19 protein-coding genes and 2 pseudogenes are annotated in these 19,687 nt (G+C 65.7%); 8 read left to right on the plus strand and 13 right to left on the minus strand.

Annotated elements, in window-relative coordinates; translation table 11 throughout:
* Nucleotide 1 precedes the first annotated feature (1 nt).
* The gene (locus QGN32_RS03345) at nt 2-658 is read left to right on the plus strand and encodes a TetR/AcrR family transcriptional regulator (RefSeq protein WP_326547255.1); all 657 of its coding nucleotides are present in this window, start codon (nt 2-4) and stop codon (nt 656-658) included.
* Here QGN32_RS03345 and QGN32_RS03350 read toward each other — a convergent pair.
* From QGN32_RS03350 to QGN32_RS03395, 10 genes are all read right to left on the minus strand, one after another.
* Entirely contained in the window at nt 655-1,536 is an 882-nt protein-coding gene (locus tag QGN32_RS03350) for a mycofactocin-coupled SDR family oxidoreductase (RefSeq protein ID WP_326547256.1), read from the minus strand. The genes QGN32_RS03345 and QGN32_RS03350 overlap by 4 nt on opposite strands.
* 23 nt (nt 1,537-1,559) lie before the next feature.
* Nucleotides 1,560-2,828 (minus strand): cytochrome P450, encoded by a 1,269-nt coding sequence (locus QGN32_RS03355; protein ID WP_326547257.1) that lies wholly within the window; start codon nt 2,826-2,828, stop codon nt 1,560-1,562.
* Nucleotides 2,825-3,736, minus strand: a complete 912-nt coding sequence (locus tag QGN32_RS03360) for an SDR family NAD(P)-dependent oxidoreductase (protein WP_326547258.1) — start codon at nt 3,734-3,736, stop codon at nt 2,825-2,827. Before QGN32_RS03360 ends, QGN32_RS03355 begins: the two co-directional genes overlap by 4 nt.
* Nucleotides 3,733-4,956, minus strand: a complete 1,224-nt coding sequence (locus QGN32_RS03365; protein WP_326547259.1) for a cytochrome P450 — start codon at nt 4,954-4,956, stop codon at nt 3,733-3,735. Before QGN32_RS03365 ends, QGN32_RS03360 begins: the two co-directional genes overlap by 4 nt.
* Nucleotides 4,957-4,965: 9 nt before the next feature.
* Nucleotides 4,966-6,417 (minus strand): aldehyde dehydrogenase family protein, encoded by a 1,452-nt coding sequence (locus QGN32_RS03370; protein WP_442791818.1) that lies wholly within the window; start codon nt 6,415-6,417, stop codon nt 4,966-4,968.
* Between the two features lie 19 nt (nt 6,418-6,436).
* Nucleotides 6,437-7,324 carry an SDR family oxidoreductase gene (locus QGN32_RS03375; RefSeq protein ID WP_326548908.1) on the minus strand — a complete coding sequence of 296 codons (888 nt, stop codon included), beginning with the start codon at nt 7,322-7,324 and terminating at the stop codon, nt 6,437-6,439.
* Nucleotides 7,325-7,349: 25 nt separating this feature from the next.
* Nucleotides 7,350-8,489 (minus strand): spirocyclase AveC family protein, encoded by a 1,140-nt coding sequence (locus QGN32_RS03380; protein ID WP_326547261.1) that lies wholly within the window; start codon nt 8,487-8,489, stop codon nt 7,350-7,352.
* Between the two features lie 3 nt (nt 8,490-8,492).
* Nucleotides 8,493-9,605 carry an ABC transporter substrate-binding protein gene (locus QGN32_RS03385; protein ID WP_326547262.1) on the minus strand — a complete coding sequence of 371 codons (1,113 nt, stop codon included), beginning with the start codon at nt 9,603-9,605 and terminating at the stop codon, nt 8,493-8,495.
* 62 nt (nt 9,606-9,667) lie between these two features.
* A complete protein-coding gene (locus QGN32_RS03390) occupies nt 9,668-10,474 on the minus strand; it encodes a CbbQ/NirQ/NorQ/GpvN family protein (RefSeq protein WP_326547263.1) in 807 nt (268 codons plus the stop codon).
* A gap of 54 nt (nt 10,475-10,528) precedes the next feature.
* Nucleotides 10,529-12,223, minus strand: coding sequence for a nitric oxide reductase activation protein NorD (locus QGN32_RS03395; RefSeq protein WP_326547264.1), 1,695 nt, complete (start codon nt 12,221-12,223; stop codon nt 10,529-10,531).
* 81 nt (nt 12,224-12,304) lie between these two features.
* On the opposite strand from QGN32_RS03395, the gene QGN32_RS03400 reads away from it, so the two are divergent.
* From QGN32_RS03400 to QGN32_RS03425, 6 genes and pseudogenes are all read left to right on the plus strand, one after another.
* Complete coding sequence (locus tag QGN32_RS03400; RefSeq protein WP_326547265.1) at nt 12,305-13,234, plus strand: SDR family NAD(P)-dependent oxidoreductase; 930 nt, start codon at nt 12,305-12,307, stop codon at nt 13,232-13,234.
* Between the two features lie 103 nt (nt 13,235-13,337).
* The gene (locus QGN32_RS03405; RefSeq protein ID WP_326548909.1) at nt 13,338-13,985 is read left to right on the plus strand and encodes a nitroreductase family protein; all 648 of its coding nucleotides are present in this window, start codon (nt 13,338-13,340) and stop codon (nt 13,983-13,985) included.
* A 17-nt stretch (nt 13,986-14,002) separates the two neighbouring features.
* Nucleotides 14,003-14,131: a hypothetical protein gene (locus tag QGN32_RS03410; RefSeq protein ID WP_326547266.1), complete on the plus strand. Its 129-nt coding sequence runs from the start codon at nt 14,003-14,005 to the stop codon at nt 14,129-14,131.
* Between the two features lie 60 nt (nt 14,132-14,191).
* Nucleotides 14,192-14,239, plus strand: a pseudogene (locus QGN32_RS03415) (hypothetical protein); the annotation flags it as partial.
* Nucleotides 14,240-14,303: 64 nt separating this feature from the next.
* Nucleotides 14,304-14,444 carry a hypothetical protein gene (locus QGN32_RS03420; protein ID WP_326547267.1) on the plus strand — a complete coding sequence of 47 codons (141 nt, stop codon included), beginning with the start codon at nt 14,304-14,306 and terminating at the stop codon, nt 14,442-14,444.
* A 141-nt stretch (nt 14,445-14,585) separates the two neighbouring features.
* A complete protein-coding gene (locus QGN32_RS03425; protein WP_326547268.1) occupies nt 14,586-15,875 on the plus strand; it encodes a TetR/AcrR family transcriptional regulator in 1,290 nt (429 codons plus the stop codon).
* A 100-nt stretch (nt 15,876-15,975) separates the two neighbouring features.
* Here QGN32_RS03425 and QGN32_RS03430 read toward each other — a convergent pair whose 3' ends face one another.
* The 3 genes from QGN32_RS03430 to QGN32_RS03440 all read right to left on the minus strand — a co-directional run bounded on the left by QGN32_RS03430 (nt 15,976) and on the right by QGN32_RS03440 (nt 19,336).
* Nucleotides 15,976-17,172, minus strand: coding sequence for a cytochrome P450 (locus tag QGN32_RS03430; RefSeq protein WP_326547269.1), 1,197 nt, complete (start codon nt 17,170-17,172; stop codon nt 15,976-15,978).
* 106 nt (nt 17,173-17,278) lie between these two features.
* Complete coding sequence (locus QGN32_RS03435; protein WP_326547270.1) at nt 17,279-18,352, minus strand: NAD(P)H-dependent amine dehydrogenase family protein; 1,074 nt, start codon at nt 18,350-18,352, stop codon at nt 17,279-17,281.
* Nucleotides 18,353-18,367: 15 nt separating this feature from the next.
* Complete coding sequence (locus tag QGN32_RS03440) at nt 18,368-19,336, minus strand: LLM class flavin-dependent oxidoreductase (protein WP_326547271.1); 969 nt, start codon at nt 19,334-19,336, stop codon at nt 18,368-18,370.
* 143 nt (nt 19,337-19,479) lie between these two features.
* On the opposite strand from QGN32_RS03440, the pseudogene QGN32_RS03445 reads away from it, so the two are divergent.
* Nucleotides 19,480-19,620 (plus strand): annotated as a pseudogene (locus QGN32_RS03445) (dihydrodipicolinate reductase); the annotation flags it as partial.
* Nucleotides 19,621-19,687 lie beyond the last annotated feature (67 nt).

Genomic DNA, 19,687 nt, shown 5'->3' on the forward strand with positions numbered 1-19,687 from the left:
CATGCCCCAGCGACGTTCGTCGAAGAAGGGATCCGCCGCAGAGGTGCCCACCGCGCGCAGGCCTCCCGGCGAGGCGCGTCGGCTCCTGCTCGCCGCCGCCCGTGAGCTGTTCGCGCGCAGGGACTATCGCAGCACCACCACGCGGGAGATCGCCGAGGCGGCCGGTGTCACCGAATATCTGCTGTTCCGTCACTTCGGCTCCAAGGCGGGCCTGTTCCGGGAGGCACTCGTACTCCCGTTCACCGACTTCGTCGACGACTTCGGCAAGACCTGGCAGGCCGTCATCCCGGACAAGATCACCGAGGAGGAACTGACCCGGCAGTTCGTCGGCCGGCTCTACGACGTTCTCATCGAGCATCGCGGCCTGCTGGTGACCCTCGTCGCCGCCGACGGGCTCACCGACGAAGAGATCGACAGCGCAGGCATCGCCGACATCAGGCGGGCGCTCACGCTGCTCGGTCGGATCAGCGCCGAAGGTATCCGTCTGCGAGGATTGCGTTCGGAACAGCCAGACCTCCCTGCGCATTCCACGGTTGCGATGATCGTCGGCATGGTGGCGCTGCGCTCCACCTTCTTCGGCAACAGGCCGCCGTCGCGTGAGGCGATCGTCGACGAACTCGTCCAGGCGGTGTTACACGGTTTCCTACACCGGCCTTAACCGCCGGGCCCGTTGGGCCACTTGAGCAGTGACCCCGCGTCGACGCGGATCTGCTGGCCGGTGATGTAACGGCTGTCGTCACTGGCGAGGAACACTCCGAGGTTCGCCATGTCCTCCGGTTCGATATAGGGGATCGGCATCGCCTGGAAGATGGTGAACAGCGGCTCGGCGTCCTCGCGTGTGGCCTGCTTGCCCTCGGCGGTGAGGTCGGGCCGGAACATGCTGTACATCCCGTCGTTCTGCAGCAGATGAGTGTTGCAGTTGGTCGGGTGGATCGCGTTGACGCGAATCATCCTGGCTGCCAGTGCCATTGACATCTCTTCGACGTATTCGATGAGCACCCGCTTACTCCAGCCGTATCCCCTGCCGCCGGGCCCCATGTTGGGGTTGTCCGTGGTGCCGCGGATCATGCCTGCCGTCGACCCGGTGATGATGACCGATGATCCGTCGGGCAGGTGCGGAACCGTGACCGCGACGGTGTTCATCACGCCGAGCAGGTCGACGTCGGAGGCGTCGACGAACGACATCGCGTCGTGCGGTCTGCCCATGGCCATCGGCAGAATGCCCGCGTTGGCGACGACGATGTCGATCTTGCCGAGGTCGGCGACCCCGGCTTCGACGGCGTCCCGCAGCTCATGGCGCTCCCGGACGTCGGCGACCCGGGCGACGACGCGCCGACCGGTCTCCTTGACCGCGCGCTCGGTTTCGGCGAGGTCGTCGAGGGTGGCCAGCGGGTAGGGATTGGACGGGATGTCACGGCAGATGTCGACCGCGATGATGTCGGCGCCTTCTCTGGCCATCGCGATCGCGTGCGCGCGGCCCTGACCGCGGGCGGCCCCCGTGATGAAAGCGACCTTTCCGTCGAGCTTCCCGGTCATGTCGTACTCCTCTGCTGGCCGATCTAGGTGACCGGGGTGAACGTGATGTGTAGTTCGGACAGGCCGCGCATGATGAACGTCGGCTCATAGGTGAAGTGGCGGTTGCCCGGCGGGCCGTGATGCTCGGTGGAGATCGTGATGTCGGTCATCCGGTCGAGGATGCGGTTCAACGAGATCCGACCTTCCGCGCGGGCCAACGGCGCACCCGGGCAGGAATGAACGCCGCGGATGAACGCGATCTGCTCGCGCACGTTGGGCCGATCGGCTTTAAAGGTGTTGGGCTCGGCGAACTTACGTTCGTCGCGGTTGCACGCACCGGGCAGCAGCATCACAATTGTTCCCGCCGGCACCTCGACTTCGCCGATCTTCGTGGTGGTGCGCGCCATCCGGAAATGGGATTTGACAGGGCTTTCCATCCGCAACGTCTCCTCGAGGAAGGCGGGGATCGTGCTGCGGTCGTCGAGGAGCTTCCTTTCGAAACCCACGTTTTCGGCGATGAATCGGACCGCCGAACTGACCAGTTTCGTCGTCGTCTCGGTGCCTGCCGCGAACAGGAACGTCGACAGGTTCATGACGTCCTCGATGTCGGGGGTCGAGCCGTCTTCGTGCTTGGCCTGCGCCAGCTCGGTCAACACGTCGGAACGCGGTGAGCGTCTGCGATCCTCGATGTAGGAATGGAACTTCTCGTTGAGCCACTCCAACGGGTTGTGCGAAGTCGGCGCCTCCTTGCCGAGTTCGCCGACGGTTTCGAGCGCGAAGACCTCCTTGAACTCCTCGTGGTCCTCCAGCGGCACACCGAGCAGGTCGGCGATGACCAGCAACGAGAACGGTTTGGCGTAGGCGGCGAGGAATTCACAGCTGCCCTTGTCGAGGAACGTGTCCAGTTGCTGATCGGCCAACCGCCACATGAAGTCCTCGTTCTCCTTCAGGCGCTTGGGGGTGATGAGTTTGTTCAGAAGCCCCCGCGTGCGGGTGTGCAGCGGCGGATCCTGCGACGTGATGTGTTCGGCCATCGGCACAGCACCGCGGTGTTGTTCGATCAACTCGGTGACGTCGTCGGATTCACCGGCACCGAAGGGCATGCCCGAGAACGGACCGGCGACCGAGACGCAGGACGAGAACGCCGGGTCCTTGTAAACCGCAAGCGCCTCGTCGTAGCCGGTGACGGCAAGCACGTTGAACGGGGTCGCCTGCACCACTGGACAACTGGACCGCAAGAAATCGAAGTAGGGGTATGGATCTGGTACGAGCGTCTCATCGGTGAAGAAGTCGACGGTCTCGAAATCGGTCACAAGACACTCCTCGTTACTTCGGTCACATAGGCGTCGTCGACGTTCATGATCTGGTCGAGGTTCTCGGCGACGTCTTCGGCGCTCAGGGCTTGCTTCCAGATGCCCTGGGTGCGCACGACCGCGAGGCGTGAGACACCGCCCATCCCCGTCAGCAGGACCTCCCCGTTGCACGAGCATGACTCGTGTGCGAGGAAAACCGCTGCCGGAGCGCATAGTTCGGGAGGCATGCTGGCGTTGATCTCGGCCATCATGTCCTCTGACATGCCGTACAGCTGCGCCAGTTGCCGCCCCTGTGACGCGGACATGCGGGTGTAGGCCCTCGGCGCAATCGCATTGACGCCGATCCCGTGCGCGGCGCCCTCGGTGGCGAGGTTACGGGTCAGGCCCCAGACCGCTCCCTTCGCCGCGCCATAGCTTGTGAGTTCCGGGATGCCGCCGAGCATGGCCTCTGAAACCGTGTTGACGATCCGGCCTCGGCCGGCGTCGACGAGATGGGGCCATGCCGCCCGCGAGACGAAAAGCGTTCCGAAGTAATGAACGTCGAGCATTGTGCGGATCCGGTCCATCGACAGCGTCTCGAAAAGCCCCGGGTCGTGCACGCCGGCATTGTTGATCACCGCGTCGATGCGCCCGAACGCGTCGACGGCGGTGTCGATGATCGACTGCGCCCCCGCCTCGTCGGCGACCGATGCGCTGCACGCCACGGCTCGGCCGCCGGCTTGGGCGATCTCCTCGACCACTGCGTCAGCCGGTCGCCATGCGCAGGCGCGTCCGTCGATGTCCGCCCCGTTGTCGGCGATGACGACGCGTGCCCCCTTGGCGGCGAGCAGCAGCGCGTGGCCGCGGCCGATTCCCCGGCCGCCTCCGGTGACGACCACCACCTTGTCGTCGAAGCGTAGATCAGTCATGGGCTCACCGGGGTGTCGAAGAGGATGGGAAGCGCCGTCGGTGACCGGAACACCTGGCCGCGGATGTAGGCCTCCTCGGCGCCCGGATCGAGCCGCAGGTTGGGCAGGCGGTCCAGTAGGAGGTTGAGCGCGACCCGCATCTCCAGCCGCGCCAGGTGCATGCCGAGGCAGACGTGCACACCGTGGCCCCACCCGATGTTGGCCTTGGATTCTCGGAAGATGTCGAATTGATCGGGGTCGGGGAACCGCTCGTCCTGTCGGTTGGCCGCACCCAACACGGGCATCACCGACGAACCCTCGGGAATGTGAACGCCGCCGAGTTCGGTGTCGCGGCTTGCGATCCGGGTGATCATGCTCAGCGGCGGCTCCCAGCGCACCGCCTCCTCGATCGCCTGGGGTATCAATGACCGGTCGGCCCGAAGGGCTTCCAGCTGTTCGGGATTGGTCAGCAGCCCGAACATCAGGTTGCCGAACGCCCGGTAGGTGGTCTCCACACCGGCGGGTAAAAGCAACCGCAGGAACGAGAAGATCTCCTCGTCCGAGAGCTTTTCCCCGTCGATCTCGGCCGCGGCCAACCGGCTGATCAGATCGTCGCGCGGGTCCTCGCGACGCGCTGCCAGGATGGGCCGGAAATAGTCGGCCAGCGCGGTGGACGCCTCCCGACCGCGTTCGGGGTTGACGGTGAACGACAGCAGCGAGATGGACCACTTCTGGAACTGCGCGTAGTCGTCCTGGGGCAGACCCAGCAGCCCGGCGATTATCAGCGTGGGGTACGGGAAGTTGAATTCCTTGACCAGGTCGGCACTTCCGCGGCTGGCGAACCGGCCGATCAACGCGTTGCCGATCGTGGTGACCAGCGCGTCTTCCCAACGGGCCAGCGCCTTCTGCGAGAACGCCTTTGCCACCAACCCCCGGTGCCGGCCGTGCTCGGGTTCGTCCATGCCGAGCATCACATGCTTGCCGAACACGTCGCCGAACGCCTGGATGATGATCGACGACGAGAACGTCTCGTTGTCCCGTAGCATCTGCTGGGCTTCCTCATAGCGGTAAACCATGACGATCGGCTTACCCTCCTGCCCTGGGATACCGGGGATCTCGATCTTCTGGACGGGCTCTTCGCGACGCAACCTCGCCAGTTCGGTGTAGGGGTCGCGCACATCACCGGACACGAAGTCGTCGAATTCGCCGAAGTCCTCGAGGTCGTCGAACAACTGTTGCATGGCTTACTCCTACGAACCGGCCGGGTAGGCGACGGACTTGATCTCGGTGTACTGGTCGAACCCGGCGACACCGTTCTGGCGCCCAATGCCGCTGGCCTTGTATCCGCCGAACGGCGTGTCGGCGCCATAGCCGGCGGTGCCGTTCAACCCGATGAATCCGGCGCGAAGTCGCCTCGCCACCGACAGGGCGCGGTCCAGCGTGCCGGCCATGACGTTGCCCGCCAGGCCGTACGGGCTGTCGTTGGCGATGCGCACCGCGTCGTCCTCGTCGTCGAACCGGATCACCGACAGCACGGGACCGAAGATCTCCTCCTGCGCGATGGTCATCGAGTTGTCGACATCGACGAAAAGCGTTGGCTTGACGAAGAAGCCCTTGTCCATACCGTCGGGTGTCTCGGCTCCCCCGACCAGCAGGGTCGCGCCTTCCTCGACGCCCTTGTGGATGTATCCGCGGATGCGGCTGCGCTGCCTGTCGGAGATCACCGGGCCGCACATGGTGCCGAAATCCTGCGGATCGCCGGCCGCGACACCCTCGTAGATGCCCTTGAGGATCTGCACGCCTTCGTCGTAGCGGGAGCGCGGCAGCAGCAGCCGGGTGGGGTTGGCGCACCCTTGGCCTGCGTGCATGCACGGCGCAATGCCCATCATGCATCCCACCCCGAAATCCGCGTCCTCCAGCACGATGGTCGCCGACTTGCCGCCCAGTTCGAGGAACAGCCGCTTCATCGTCGCGGCGCCCTTCTCCATGATCCGACGGCCGACGGCGGTGGACCCGGTGAAAGAGATCAGGTCGACCTTCGGCGACAGGGTGAGTTCTTCGCCGACGAAGTGATCCGATGCGGTGACGACGTTCACGACGCCCGGTGGGATGTCGGTGTTCTCCGCGATGAGCCGCCCCAGCCGGGTCGCGTTGTACGGAGTGTTCGGTGCCGGCTTGAGGACGACGGTGTTGCCGGTGCCGAGGGCTTGCCCGATCTTCTGGATGGTGACCTCGAACGGGAAGTTCCACGGCACGATCGCCCCGACCACACCGACGGGCTCGCGCCAGACTTTGCGGGTGGTGTTGACCCCGGTGACCGACACCAGCGCATCGCCCAGCGAGGTCTCCCAACGGTATTCGTCGATCAGCCGGGCCGGGTATTTCAGGGCGTCGGAAAGCGGCGCATCGAGTTGAGGGCCGTGCGTGATGGCACGCGGACAGCCCACCTCGAGGATGAGTTCCTCACGCAACTCTTCCTGCTCGGACTCGAGCGCCTCCTGAAGTTGCAGCAGGCACCGCTGCCGGAACGCATGGTCGGTGGACCAGTCCGTCTCGTCGAACGCTCGCCGCGCCGCATCGATCGCCCGGTGCATATCGGCCTTCGAGGCATCGGCGACCTCGCCGAGCGCCTCCTCGGTCGCCGGGTTGATGTTGGTGAAGGTGCCCGCCTCACCGTCGACGAGCTTGCCGTCGATCATCATCTTGGTCTCGAAGCGAGCGTCAGCCATGGTCTCTGCTTCCTCGTAGCGCGCCGAACCGCGGGATGCCCATCATCAGCCGGATCATCTGGTGCAATCCGGCGGACGGGAATACGCGGTTGGCGATCAACAACATTCGTGCGGATGGGCCGGCCGGCAACTTGGCGAAGGGTTTCGCGCTGTCCAGCGCCTTCGCCAGATACACGGCGAATTTGTCCGGCGGGCGAGCGGCAATCTTCATCGCGGCGCGCCCTCGCTTGTCCATGGTGCGGTGATGCGCAGCGTACGGGCCGTCCAAATCGCGGCAATCGGTGGTTCCCGCGTCGGTGATGATTTCGGTGTCGTAGACCCCAGTCACGAGGATCGTCACGCCGATCCCGAACGGCGCCACTTCACCGGCCATCGCCTCGCCCCACCGATCCAGCGCACCCTTGACCGCCGAATAGGGTGCGGTCGAGGGCATCCCCCGTACTCCTTGTTGGCTCGACACCAGGACAATCCGACCGCGTCCGGCTTCACGCATGGCCGGCAGCAGCGCCTTGGTCAATGCGACGGGGCCGAAGATGTTGGTCGCGAACATCTGCTCCCACAGGCTCACCGGTGTCTCTTCGACCATTCCGGCCGCCGAGATCCCGGCGTTGTGCACCAGCGCGTAGGGCGCACCGACCGCCTCCTCGATCGACTTCGCGGCCGCCTCGATCGACGCGGTGTCGGTGAGATCGAGGGTGACACCGATGAGGTTCGGATCGTCCGGCGCCGCGCCCGTGGCATCCCGCAGCCGTTGCATGCCGGCATCGACCGACCGCATGGCCGCGATGACCTGCCAGCCCTGCCGGTACAGGTGGGAGGCCGATGCCAGCCCCAGGCCTCGCGAGGCGCCGGTGATGACGACACTGCGCGGTTCACCCATCGTCTGTTCCTCGCGCCAGCGCTCATCACTCATTGCCCGGTGCGCACCGATCACTTCTGGCGCCCAGTTCCACGTCCGGTCGTCCGTCGGGCTGTCCGCTCATCCAGGTCGACATGATCCCGGCGGAATACGGACCGGGTTGCCCGTTCTGCTCGTAGAAACCCTGCGGGTCATAGGTCTTCACCTCCGGATAGGGCCATGGGCAGGCCACTGAGGTGGAGATCTTGGTCGCTTTCACGATCGCGAACAGCCCGCCGTAACAGAGATAGGCGACGTTGATGATCACGAACATCACGACGAAGGTGCCCAGTCTGGGCCGAGAGGCGAAGATCCGGGCCCGCTGAGCGAGTTTCTCCGCGACGGACTTGCCGGTGTCGTCCCGATACAGCAGTACACCGGCTGGGATCATCACGAATGTCACCGCGACGACTTCCCAGATCAGCGGGAACTGATGGGGTTCCCCGGTGAACACCGACGCCCACGGCGGCACCTGCGAATAGATGTACATACCGGTGCGCACCAAGGTGATCTCGAGCGCCGCGTCCACGACCATCCCGATCGGGAAGATGATGGCCGCCAGGCTGATCAGCGGGTGCCGCCATACGAACGAGTCAACGGGCCTGCGCGCCTGCAGTTTCCGCAGAATCCAGATGGCCGGAAAGTACGGCCCAAGGTAGAACATCACGTAACCGAGAACCACGAACGGCTCCACCGTCGGTGACAGCGACACCAGCGGCCAGTCCTCGGGCAGGTGTGCCAGTTCCGGGTTGTAGACCGCGAACGGCGACCAGTTCATGATCGGGTCCTGCCACACGATCAACGACGTGACCAGCGCCATCAGCAACGTCGGGTTGTGTGGGTTGCGCCGCCAGTGCACCACCCACAGGATGACGATGACGACCATCGTGACGACGGTGAAGGTCTCGAGGATCACGACCCAAGTGGATGTGCTCCACCCGAACAACACCCCGACGGGTCGCGGCGCGCCCTCGACGTCCGGATTGGCGATCCGCGGGGAGCCCGGACCCTTGCGGGTGTTCACGGCGAAGAACACCGCAACGGCAAGGAGTGCCGCCACCGCGATCCACGGCCCGAGCCAGGAGCGCTTCGTCGGCTCGGCGACAGCGGGCTGGGTGGGATCAGCCTTCGGTGTTTCAGTGGTCACGGGTTACTCCTCACCAAAGCGGTCGACAAGATGAGAGTTGACGCCGTCGGGGTCGAGCCTTCGGGCCACGAGATAACCGGCGCCCATCCAGGCCCGGCGCGTCCAGTTGCCGAACGAGACGCGGGTCCCCGGCGCACCCGCGGCGGCAGGCATCATCTTGACGCGTTCCAGCGCCTCCTTGACCCCTCGCGGACTCAGCGGATGAGCATCGGTGCACGCGCGTAGAAGTGCCGTGGCGACATCGCAGTTCACCACGGGCACACAGTATTCCGGCCGGCGGCCGAACTTATCCTGATACTTGTCGAGAAACCGCTGACCGACGGGGTTGCCCTCGTCGTACTGGTCGACGCCCGTCCACCCCATGAACGCGTTCCACATGATCGGGTTGATCCACGCGTTCTGAAAGGCGGTGCTGGTGAACCGCGGCGGATCCCAGCCGAGCGCTTCGAGCGCCGGGTTGACGAACACGATGCCGAATCCGAAGCCGGCGTGCACCACGGCCTGTGCCTTCGCTTCGTGCAGAGTGCGCACCGCATCCGAGACATCTTGCGCCGTCTGAGCAATCGCCGCCTCGGCGACTATCCTTAATCCCTTACGCCGGCATGCGCTCCGGAAATTCTTCACGTACGTCTCACCGACGAGCGACTGCTCCATGAGGATGCCGACCTCGCGGTGGCCGCCCTTGGCCAACAGGTCTGCCCAGAAGATCGGCTCGTCGGTCAGCGATCCCTGTGGGAACGAGAACGTCCACTCCCCCAGCCAGGCGTCGCTGCCGGTGACGCTGAGCGCCGGGACCCGGAAGCGCTCCTCGATGGCCTCGCGGGTCGGCACGCAGTTGTCGGTGATGTGCGGCCCGAACACCGCGAGACATCCCTCGTCGACGAGCTCGCCGTATGCGTCGATCACTGCTTTGACCGAGCCCTTCGGCAGCCCCTCGACCTCCTTGTAGATGATCTGGATGGGTCGGTCGATCACCCCGTTCTCGACCGCCTCGGCGAAGATCAGCTCGAACGGATTGGACAGATCTTCCTTCATCTCCTGCGGGTACAGGTCGGGCAGTTTGAAGTCCATGAGGTACCCGAACTTGATCGGTTCCGCGGTGCTCTCGTAGGACATGCACCCTCCGTCGACGTGAAACCTAATATTTGTTCAGACAGTAGCGGGGGTTGTGATCAGCGTCAATCGTCCGTTGGCGGGTCGGCCAAGTAGGCGTCGATCATCTCGATCAATCCGCGGGTCACGGTCGCGTCGTCGGTGAGCGGGCCTGCGATCGCGGCGCGCGCGGCGTCTCGTGGGGTCAAGCCCTCGGCGATCAGCCGGCCGGCGGCGATCAGCACCCGCGTCGACGCGACTTCGCGAAGTCCCCCGGTCTCCAACCGCCGGATCGCGTGGCCCAGCCGTACGAGCTCGGCCGCGTGGTCGTGGTCGATGGTCGCTTCGCTGGCGACGACCTTCTCCTCGACATCGGTTGTCGGAAAGCCGAATTCGATCGCGACCATCCGCTGTCTGGTGGAGTCTTTGAGATCTTTCAGCACGCTCTGATAACCCGGGTTGTAGGAAACGACCAGACAGAAGCCCGGCGCCGCGTCCAGCGTGACGCCCAGCCGTTCGATCGGCAGTTGCCTGCGGTGGTCGGCCAGCGGGTGCAGCACGACGGTGGTGTCCTGTCGGGCTTCCACGACCTCGTCGAGATAGCAGATCGCACCGTCCCGGACCGCACGGGTCAGGGGCCCGTCGACCCACTCGGTGTCACCGCCGCGCAGAAGGAACCGGCCGACCAGATCGGCGGTGGTCAGGTCGTCGTGGCAGGAGACGGTGACCAGCGGCCGGTCCAGGTCGTGTGCCATCGCCTCGACGAACCGCGTCTTTCCGCATCCCGTCGGACCCTTCAACGCGATCGAGAGCCCCTGCTTGTAGGCGGCCTTGAACACCTGCTCCTCGTTTGCGACGGGCACGTAGTACGGGCGCGGCGGCTTCACCTGCATGACTTCCCTTCGCTCACTCGTTTCATGGACCCTAACGGGGAACAGATGTTTGGTTCAAGACATCGCCGGTGTCGACACGCGCCGTCGCAGGTCCGCGGTGCGGAGAGCCGAGCGGAACAGCGGTCCGATCACGTCCGCCAACTGCGCGGGCTTGGGGATCGACGCGTGTGCGGCGCTGCCGAACACCCTGGCCAGCTCACCGGAGTCGGTGGCGGCCCCGATCGTCAAGCACAGACAGCCGACACCCTCGCGCCGGGCCTCCCCCAGTGCCCGTCGTACGTCGGCTGCCCCGTACAGCCGCTCGTAACCGTGGTCGTAGGCCAACCCATCGGAGAGCACGACCAGCAAGCGGCGTGACGTGCCGGCCTTCTCCGCCATCACCGCGGTACCGTGCCGGATGGCCGCCCCCAGCCGTGAGTAGGCGCCCGGGGTGAGACTGCCAAGGCGCCGCATGGCCATCGCGTCGAGGTGATCGTCGAAGCGCTTCACCGGCACCAGATGAACCGCGGAGCGACCCTGAGACTGAAATGCGTACATCGCCACGCGGTCTCCGAGCTCGTGCAGCGCGACCGTCAGCGCCGCCGCAGCCGCCCGCTGCTGCTCGTGCACGGTCTGTCCGAAAGTGCCTGCCTCCCCGGCCGAACCGGAGACGTCGAGCAGGACGAGCACGGCCAGATCGCGACGCCTGCGCAAGCTGTCGAGGTAGACGGCCTCGTCGGGCGTCGAACCCGCCAGCGTTTCCACGCGCGCCTCGACCGCCGCGTCGACGTCGATGTCGTCACCCTGAGTCTGCCGGTGGCATCGGTCCAGCCCGATACCGAGCCGGGTCAGCGGCCGCCTCAACGCGTGCACATCAGGACGAACCAGCACATGCCCCTTCTCGATCCGGGGGTCGATCTCGAGCACCGTGCACCAGTCCAGCCGATAGCAGCGCCGCTCGAAGTCCCACTCGTGGTAGGTGCGCCGCTCGTTCGTGGCGGCTGTCCAGCCATCGGTGTCCGCCGCCCCGGCCGCGCTCGAGGTCACCACACCCGCACCGCGAAGTCCCCTGCGGGAGCGATGAGTTGGCGTATCGGCTCCCGGTGTGCCGCCGCCGGAGAGCCTACGGACACTCTTGGTCATACGCTTCAGGAGCTTGCCGAGCGCGCCGCCTCCGCCGACGGGACTGGAGAAGGGATCGGCGACGTCGTCGCCGTCGACGTCATCGTCGTCGTCCGATTCGGTTAGATCCAAGTTCGACCCGCGACGTGGGATGTGTCCGCCCGCCGGTTCCACCTGTGCGGCGGCGCGCATCGACAGCAGCTTCTGTGCCTTGATCACGCCGAAGCCCGCCGGTGGATCGGCGATGTCACGGTGCTCCCCGGCCACCTTCAGCGAACCGGCAGCGGAATCCGCACGTGCCGCGAGATCACAGTCGAGAAGCGAACGGACTCCGGACGGCAGCAGGTGGTCGTTGGCCGACAACGCGCGCTGGCCTTCCACCGCCAGGTATCGCCGGGCCAGCGCCGGACGTCTGACGAGCCTGCGTACCACATCGGCGCCCAGACCCCCACTGGCCAGAAGCGACGCCTGCACCGTGACCGACTCGAGTTGGCGGGGCGCGCTGGCGGACGGGTCGACGAAGACCGTGACGCCGTCGGTCCAGGCCGCTTCACCCGGAGTCGCCGGCGCGACCGCTATGGTGCGGCCGGCCAGAGCCGATGCCAGCAGCGCCAGGCGCCTGGGATCGTCGGCGTCCTCGCTCGTCATCGAGCACGCCCTTTCCTCGTTGACCAAATATCTGTTCCAACGTAAAGTCCGGCCGGACCGCCGTCAATCATTGGAGGGACGATGATCGACTTCACCGGCCAGGTCGTCGTGGTGACGGGCGCCGGCCGCGGCCTCGGCCGCGTCTATGCGCTCGAGTTGGCAAGGCGCGGAGCGGCGGTGGTCGTCAACGACCTCGGCGGAACGATGCACGGTGACGGGGAGGACACCGCGGTCGCCGACCAGGTGGTCGACGAGATCACCGCATCGGGCGGCACCGCGGCCGCGTCATACGACTCGGTAGCGACCCCGGCGGGTGGTGAGGCGATCGTGCGGACCGCCGTCGACGCGTTCGGCCGGCTCGACGCGGTGATCAGCAACGCGGGCATCTTCAACGCCATCGCATTCGACGAACTGACACCCGACGACTGGCGCCGCATGCTGTCCGTCCATCTCGACGGCGCGTTCTACCTGTCCCAGCCCGCCTACCGGGTGATGAAGGCGCAAGGCTACGGCCGGTTCGTGTTCGTCGCCTCGTCGGCGGGAATGTTCGGCCAGCATCTCGAGGCGCACTACGCCGCGGCCAAGGCGGGCATCGTCGGCCTGACCAACGTCATCGCGCTCGAAGGCGAACCGCACGGGATCCGCGCGAACACCGTGCTGCCGTTCGGGTCGTCCCGCATGGTCACCGAGACGCTGGGCGATCCGAAGGTGCTCGAGGGCAACGGTTTCTTCACCGCGATCCGCCCCGAACTCGTTGCGCCGATCGTGGTGTATCTGGCTAGTCGGGCCTGCGAGTTCAGCCATCAGAACTTCTCCGCCTGCGCGGGCCGGTTCGCCAGGGTGTTCATCGGGCTCGGCGAGGGCTGGCTGGCGCCGCGCGACGGGGAACCGACGGCGGAGGACGTCGCCGCGCACCTCGCCGAGGTGGCGGCCACCGAGCCGTTCACGGTCCCGGGTTCGATCTACGACGAGGTCTTCGCGGTGACGCATCGCCTCGGCGTCACCGGCTGATCGTGGCCCGGCGACGACATTAGTCAACGAGCCACAACCATCGTTGACCAAAAATCTGTTCCCGATTATCGTCGGCTCGAGTGATCAGCACGAGGAGCGCGCCATCGACACCGACCAGCTTCTGACGACCACACGGTCGGCGCGAAAGTCACTCGACCTCGACGCCCCGGTGGATCGCGATGTGGTCGAGGACTGCCTTCGGATCGCGATGCACGCCCCCAACGGCTCGAACCAGCAGAGTTGGCGATGGGTGGCCGTACTCGACGAGACGCTCCGCGCACGGCTCGCGGAGTTCTACCGCGATGCCTATCTGCAGAAGGTCGGCGGCCAGCTGATCGGCGACCTCCTACCGCCCGAGGCACCCGGCAAGAAGATCATGTCCTCGACGGAGTGGCTGGTCGAGAACATGGCGAAGGTCCCGCTCCTGGTCATCCCGTGCTATGAACCGTATCTCCCCCGCACCCAGGGTGATGAATCCTTCTACCAGGCAACGCTGTACGGCTCGATCTTCCCCGCCGTATGGAATTTCGCGCTGGCCCTGCACACGCGCGGCTATGGGACCTGCGTGACGACCTTGCACCTGACCCACGAGGCGGCGGTCCGCGAACTGCTCGGCATTCCGCAAACGTACGTGCAAGGCTGCCTGCTACCCGTGGGGCGGCTGCGGCCCGGCGTCACGTTCCGTCCGGCCGAACGTCGGCCGATCTCCGAAGTGGTCGCCGTGGACACGTGGGAGGGGCCGCCGCTGTGAATGCCAGGGTGCAGGAAATGTGCGATCGCGCGGACATCCGCTCGGCCCACCACGACGACGGGATCGACGAGCACATCGGTTTCGTGTGCCACGTCGACAGATTCATCGACTGGGCGTTCGCATACCAGACGCAGGCTCGCTACTAGCACAGCTGCTGAACCACACCGCGGACCGCGGGCGATGAGGCGCACGCGGAAACCTACTATCTGTTCGTCGGCACCGACCGCGCACCGGAGAACCATCTGACCGTCAACGGGGGCCGCTACATCGACCGGCTCGAGCGTCGGGACGACCGCTGGGCCATCGCCGCGCGGGTGTGTGTGGTCGCATACGGAGGGCACGACGCTGATCACCGACGAGACGATGGGGTTTCTCGGCGAGATCCTCACCGTCGCGCACGATCACACCGACATCTCCTACGCGCGCCCCCTGAAGATCGTTCGCTCGCCGTCTCACTGATCGTGCGAACCCGCCACAGGTGCCTTCACCTCGAGCGACGCTGCGCGATAACTCGGCTCTGGTAGCGTTAACCAAACTTTGGGTCGGTTCGACCAAACAGGTGGACGGGAGCCTGGTCTTGGAGGTGCTGTGGGGCGCCGCGTGACGCCGAAGGCGGACCTCGGGAAGCGGGCTGGCCATTCATACGGCGACGGCACTCGGCGAACCGAGATCCTGCAGACGGCTGCGTCGTTGATCGCCACGTCCGGGCTGCGGACATCGCTGCAGGAGATCGCCGACGCCGCAGGCATCCTTCCGGGCAGCCTCTACCACCACTTCGAATCCAAGGAAGCGATCCTCGTCGAGTTGCTGCGGCGCTATCACGAGGATCTCGACCGCATCGCCGAGCAGGCCCTCGACCGTCTCGACGATCCGGCTTCGCTGTCGGCGTTCGACCGGATCGTGGAACTGGGCGCAGCGATCGCCGAGTGCGCGGTGACGCACAGTGCCGCATTGCAGATGACGTTCTACGAAGCCCCGACGTCGAACCCGGAACTCGCCGCGCTGGCACAACAACGCCCCGCGAAGATCCTCGAGGCGATGGTGCAGACGCTGCGTGCCGCGCGGTGGAGCGGGTATCTGCGCCCCGACGTCGATCTGCCGATCCTGGCCGACCGGATCGTTCAGTCGATGCGTCAGGTCGGTCTCGACGTCATCCGGCACAGTGCGGGAGCCGACAAGGTCGCGGCGACGTTGTGCCGGATCCTGCTGGAGGGCCTGGCTACCGTCCCGCCGAGCGACGCCGAACTCGATCGCTCCGCCGCGTTCATCGCCGCCGACGACGCGGTCAAGTCGTGGATCGAGGACGAGCAGAACGCCCGCGATGACAAGGTCGCACACGTGCGCGCGGTCGCGCGTGCCGAGTTCGGGCGAAAAGGCTACGAGGTCACCACGATCCGCGACATCGCCGCGGCCGCGGGCCTGGGCACCGGAACGGTGTACCGCTTGATCGGGTCGAAGGAGGAGCTGCTGGCCTCGATCATGCAGTCGTTCGGCGAGAAGGTCGCTGAGGTGGGTTGGACCAGCGTGCTGCGGTCCGACTCGTCGGCCGTCGAGAAGCTGGACGCACTCAGTTGGATCCACACCAACGCCCTGGCTCATTTCGGTGACGAGTTCCGGATCCAGCTGGCGTGGATGCGCCAGTCGCCCCCCGACACCCCGAACATCGCGTGGCTGTTCACCAAACGCGTCCGGCAGATGAAATCCCTACTCACCGCGGGGATTCGCTCCGGTGAGATCTCGATCGACGGCCCGTCCAACGAGATACTGGCCCGCGTCGTGATCGGGGTGTCGTGGATCCCGGAGAACCTCCTGCACGATCTCGGACCCCGCGCGTCGCAGATCCACGTGCGCGACACCTTGCTCCGCGGGGTCACCACGCGCTCGGCTTGAGGGGCCAGTTCTGCGCGAGCGCTCACCCTGGTACGGGTTTAGGGCTTGAAACCGTACAACGATGCGCGCTCACGACGGCAGTGACCGGCAGTGACGGCGTTTAGGCGACCGTGATCGGCAGCTTGCCCCACCCCCGGACGCTCGAGGTATGTGCCATGGCGGCGTCTGCGTAATCGACCTCCCACTCCGGCCACCGCCGCAGCATCTCCTCCAGTGCGACCCTGGCCTGCATCCGGGCCAGCGACGAACCGAGGCAGAAGTGCAGTCCCTGACCGAACGACAGGTGCGATCCGCCGCGGTGGATGTCGAAACTCTCTCCATCGGAGTAACGCCGCTCGTCCCGGTTGGCAGAACCGTTGAGCAGCAACATCACCGAACCCTCGGTGATCTTCTGTCCGTAACTCTCGGTCTCACGGGCGACATACCGGGCCTGCACCGGCGACGGCGCCTGGTAACGCAACACCTCCTCGATCGCCCGGGGGATCAGCGAGAAGTCGTCGACCAGTTCGCGTCGCTGATCGGGGTGCTCGGCAAGCAGTTGAGCGATGAAACCGATCAGCCTGGTGGTCGTCTCGTTACCGGCACCGGCGATCATGCTCGTGTAGGTCAACACCTCCAGGCGCGACAGAGGTCGAAGCTGCCCTGCGTCTTCGACCTCGGCGTTGAGCAACTGTGTCATCACGTCGTCCGACGGATGCTCGGCCCGCCATTCGATGTAGTCGGCGAACAACTGATAGGCGTTCTCGAACGTGGCGGCCGACACCGACTGGAAACTACCCTCTTTCAGCCCGATCGACGCATCGGTGTTGTCGCGGATCTGCTGCTGGCCCTGTTCGGGGATGCCCAGCAGATAGCCGATGGTCCGCATCGGGATCAGCGCCCCGAAATCGCCGATCACGTCGAAACGGGAAGCGCCGGCCAGTGAGTCGAGCGCGCGAACACAGAACTGGCGTGTCAGCGGCTCGATGGCTTCCATTCGGCGCGGTGTGAACACTTTCGACAGCACCCGCCGATGAATGTCGTGAAGTGGCGGATCCTCGAACAGGATCACCCCTGGCGGCACCTCGACGCCGCTCATGATGACGTCCATCGTGGTGCCCTTGCCGGACCGGTAGGTCTCCCAGTCGTGTAACCCCTGTGCGACGTCGTCGTAGCGGCTCAATGCGTAGAAGTTGTACTTCTCGTTGTAATAGAGCGGCGCCTCGTCGCGCATCCGCTTCCAGACCGGGTACGGATCGTCATCGATGTCGAAGTCGAACGGATCGTAGTACAGGTCGACGGTGTTCGTACCGGTCATTCGTTGCTCCCTCTCGTTGTCGTCAGGTTCGTGATCACTTCGCCGACCCGTCTCAGATACGGCCATGCGATCTCAGGTGGGATACCGCCGCATGGCCTTTCCTGGCTCAACCGAAAGCGTGCCGGGGCAACGTGTTCGGCAGATCCAGGGAGCTGAGTAGGCCCGCGGGAGCCGCCACCACATAGGGGATCGCGTTGACCACCCGCATCGCGGTCGCGGTCATCGCAGCGTGCCCCGCGCCATGCCCCTCGGCGGCACCGACGTTCATCGCGCAGTGAATGTCGGGGTCACCATCGATGTCGACGCGATAGGTGGCGTCGAACTCCGAGGACAGCCAGTCCGGCGCCACGTCACGTGCCATCCGGATGATGTGCTGGACGACGATGGCTTCCCGGCCGTTGACCATGCCCGCGGCGCGAGTGCTCACCGCACCGCAGGTTCCTGCCTCGATGGTGCCGAACGCCACCTCGATGTCCCTGTCCGTGACGCGGCGGTCGAGCGTGCCGCGGACCTCCTCGACCTCCGCGCCGAGGCCCGCAGCCATCAGGTGAATCGGCGCGCGCCAAGCCATTTCGATGTATCCCGGCGTCTTCAGCAGAGGTTCGAAATCCAACGGGCGGCCGAAACCCATGCCGTCCATCATCACGTCGGCAACCGGATAGTGGTCGTTGAGCGCTACCTCGGTGACGGTCAGACACCTGATCCGCTTCGATTGCGTCGCGAGTACCAGCGCGAGCTGATCGGAGCCGAAACCGGGAAAGATTCCGGAAGCGTAGAACGACGCGTTTCCCGCCTTCGCGGCCTGTTCCATTTGGTCACGCCACTCGGGTGAGTAGTAGGCAGGTGGATAGACCAGTGTCGTCGACGAAGTCGAGACGACGTTGATCCCGGCTTCGAGCAGCCTCAGATAGTCGGGCACCGCACCCGCGTCGCGGTCAGGTCCGCTCGCGGCGTACACCACGCAGTCCGGTTGTAGCGCGACCAGGGCGTCGGCGTCGTTGGTTGCCGCAACCCCGATCGGCTCCCGACCGGCCAACTCTCCCGCGTCTTTGCCGATCTTCTCGTCTGAGTGCACCCACACCCCCACCAGTTCGAGGTCGGGTCTGCCCCGGATCGCGTCGATGGCGATCGATCCGACACCGCCCGTGGACCAGACAACGGTTCTCAGCGGTGTTGTCATGAAACCTCCTGTCGGTCAGGCTCGCACGGACGCCATTGCGGCGCGCTCGAGATAGGGCCAGGCCACCTCGGGCGGCAAGCCGCCGCAGAGGGGAAGCAGCGGAAGTGGTCTGCCGTTTCGGACATACGCGGCGGCCTCCGCGGGAGTGAAGATGCGGTAGGGCCCGCCGGCCTCCCGCAGTTCGGACTCGCTTTGCGCCGTCGAAATACTCGCCACTGAGTCGTCGCCGTGCCGGTAGGACGCGGCCGTCACCGCATCGTGCAGCAGGTACGGTCCCAGCTCCTGCCACGCTGCATCCACATCGTCGGCGACGAAGACGGTCGTCGGGGCTCCCTCGACGGGGAACTGCATGAGGCCGGGCTCGAATCCGTTGTTACGGGACTCGCTTTCGTAGAACTTTTTCAGCTCGTCGGACGCGACCTGGGAGATGAAACCGAGCCCGTGCCGCGCGGCGCGCCGAGCGGCGGCCTTGCTGCCTCCAGCGATGAGCATGTACGGCCCGCCGGGAGAGGCGGGAGGCGGCGTAACCTGAACGCGACGTCCGTCGATGTCGATCGGCTCCCCGGTCAACAGGCGCCGAAGCAGTGCCAACGATTCGTCGGCCAGTGCGCCCCGCCGGCTCATGTCCACACCGAAGTGCTCGTACTCTTCGGCGCGGTGGCCGATGCCGAACGCGTAGGAAACCCGGCCGCGACTGATGATGTCGAGGACGGCGATGTTCTCGGCGAGCCGGACGGGATCCCAGAACGTGATCGGCACGGCGGCCAACAAGACGGCCAGTTCGGTGGTTCGCGCGGCGATCGCCGCAGCCAGTAGGTGCGGCGCAGGCAGGTGGCCGTCGGCAGCGCCGTGATGCTCGGAAAGCACGGCAACGACCGCACCGCGCGTCTCGGCCCATTCACACATCCGCACAGCGGCCGCATACAGCTCGGTCGCAGGCGCACCATCCGCGGGCGCGCGCATGTCGAAACGGAGCGTGAACATCAGCGCCGCAACAAGGCCGAAGGGTTCACGATGACCGACTCTAACCTAATTTTTGTTCTGGTCCCGCTTAATAGTGAATGCTATTCTCAGCCTGGCGCGCGGTTATGAAGGTTGCCATATCGCACTCTCTCCGAGGAGGATCGATGACCGAAGGTAAGCACCGCATCGTGGTCTGGTCCACCGGCGGCATCGGGTCCATCGCAATCCGCGCCATCGGCCGGCGCGCTGATCTTGACCTCGTCGGCGTGTGGGTGCACTCTCCCGAAAAGGACGGCCGCGACGCGCGGTGCCGTATGTCGTTTCCGCGCAGCCGGGTCTGCTTCGCTCGATTTGCCGTTGACGATTCCGCGG

It is taken from the genome of Mycolicibacterium sp. ND9-15, from assembly GCF_035918395.1.
In the GTDB taxonomy this organism is placed as follows: Bacteria; Actinomycetota; Actinomycetes; order Mycobacteriales; family Mycobacteriaceae; genus Mycobacterium.

Excerpts from the sequence above, each read along its gene's own strand:
- QGN32_RS03345 (WP_326547255.1), top strand. The coding sequence starts at position 2 with ATGCCCCAGCGACGTTCGTCGAAGAAGGGATCCGCCGCAGAGGTGCCC.
- QGN32_RS03350 (WP_326547256.1), bottom strand. The coding sequence starts at position 1,536 with ATGACCGGGAAGCTCGACGGAAAGGTCGCTTTCATCACGGGGGCCGCC.
- QGN32_RS03360 (WP_326547258.1), bottom strand. The coding sequence starts at position 3,736 with ATGACTGATCTACGCTTCGACGACAAGGTGGTGGTCGTCACCGGAGGC.
- QGN32_RS03365 (WP_326547259.1), bottom strand. The coding sequence starts at position 4,956 with ATGCAACAGTTGTTCGACGACCTCGAGGACTTCGGCGAATTCGACGAC.
- QGN32_RS03370 (WP_442791818.1), bottom strand. The coding sequence starts at position 6,417 with ATGATGATCGACGGCAAGCTCGTCGACGGTGAGGCGGGCACCTTCACC.
- QGN32_RS03375 (WP_326548908.1), bottom strand. The coding sequence starts at position 7,324 with ATGGGTGAACCGCGCAGTGTCGTCATCACCGGCGCCTCGCGAGGCCTG.
- QGN32_RS03385 (WP_326547262.1), bottom strand. The coding sequence starts at position 9,605 with ATGTCCTACGAGAGCACCGCGGAACCGATCAAGTTCGGGTACCTCATG.
- QGN32_RS03390 (WP_326547263.1), bottom strand. The coding sequence starts at position 10,474 with ATGCAGGTGAAGCCGCCGCGCCCGTACTACGTGCCCGTCGCAAACGAG.
- QGN32_RS03395 (WP_326547264.1), bottom strand. The coding sequence starts at position 12,223 with ATGACGAGCGAGGACGCCGACGATCCCAGGCGCCTGGCGCTGCTGGCA.
- QGN32_RS03400 (WP_326547265.1), top strand. The coding sequence starts at position 12,305 with ATGATCGACTTCACCGGCCAGGTCGTCGTGGTGACGGGCGCCGGCCGC.
- QGN32_RS03410 (WP_326547266.1), top strand. The coding sequence starts at position 14,003 with ATGTGCGATCGCGCGGACATCCGCTCGGCCCACCACGACGACGGGATC.
- QGN32_RS03430 (WP_326547269.1), bottom strand. The coding sequence starts at position 17,172 with ATGACCGGTACGAACACCGTCGACCTGTACTACGATCCGTTCGACTTC.
- QGN32_RS03435 (WP_326547270.1), bottom strand. The coding sequence starts at position 18,352 with ATGACAACACCGCTGAGAACCGTTGTCTGGTCCACGGGCGGTGTCGGA.
- QGN32_RS03440 (WP_326547271.1), bottom strand. The coding sequence starts at position 19,336 with ATGTTCACGCTCCGTTTCGACATGCGCGCGCCCGCGGATGGTGCGCCT.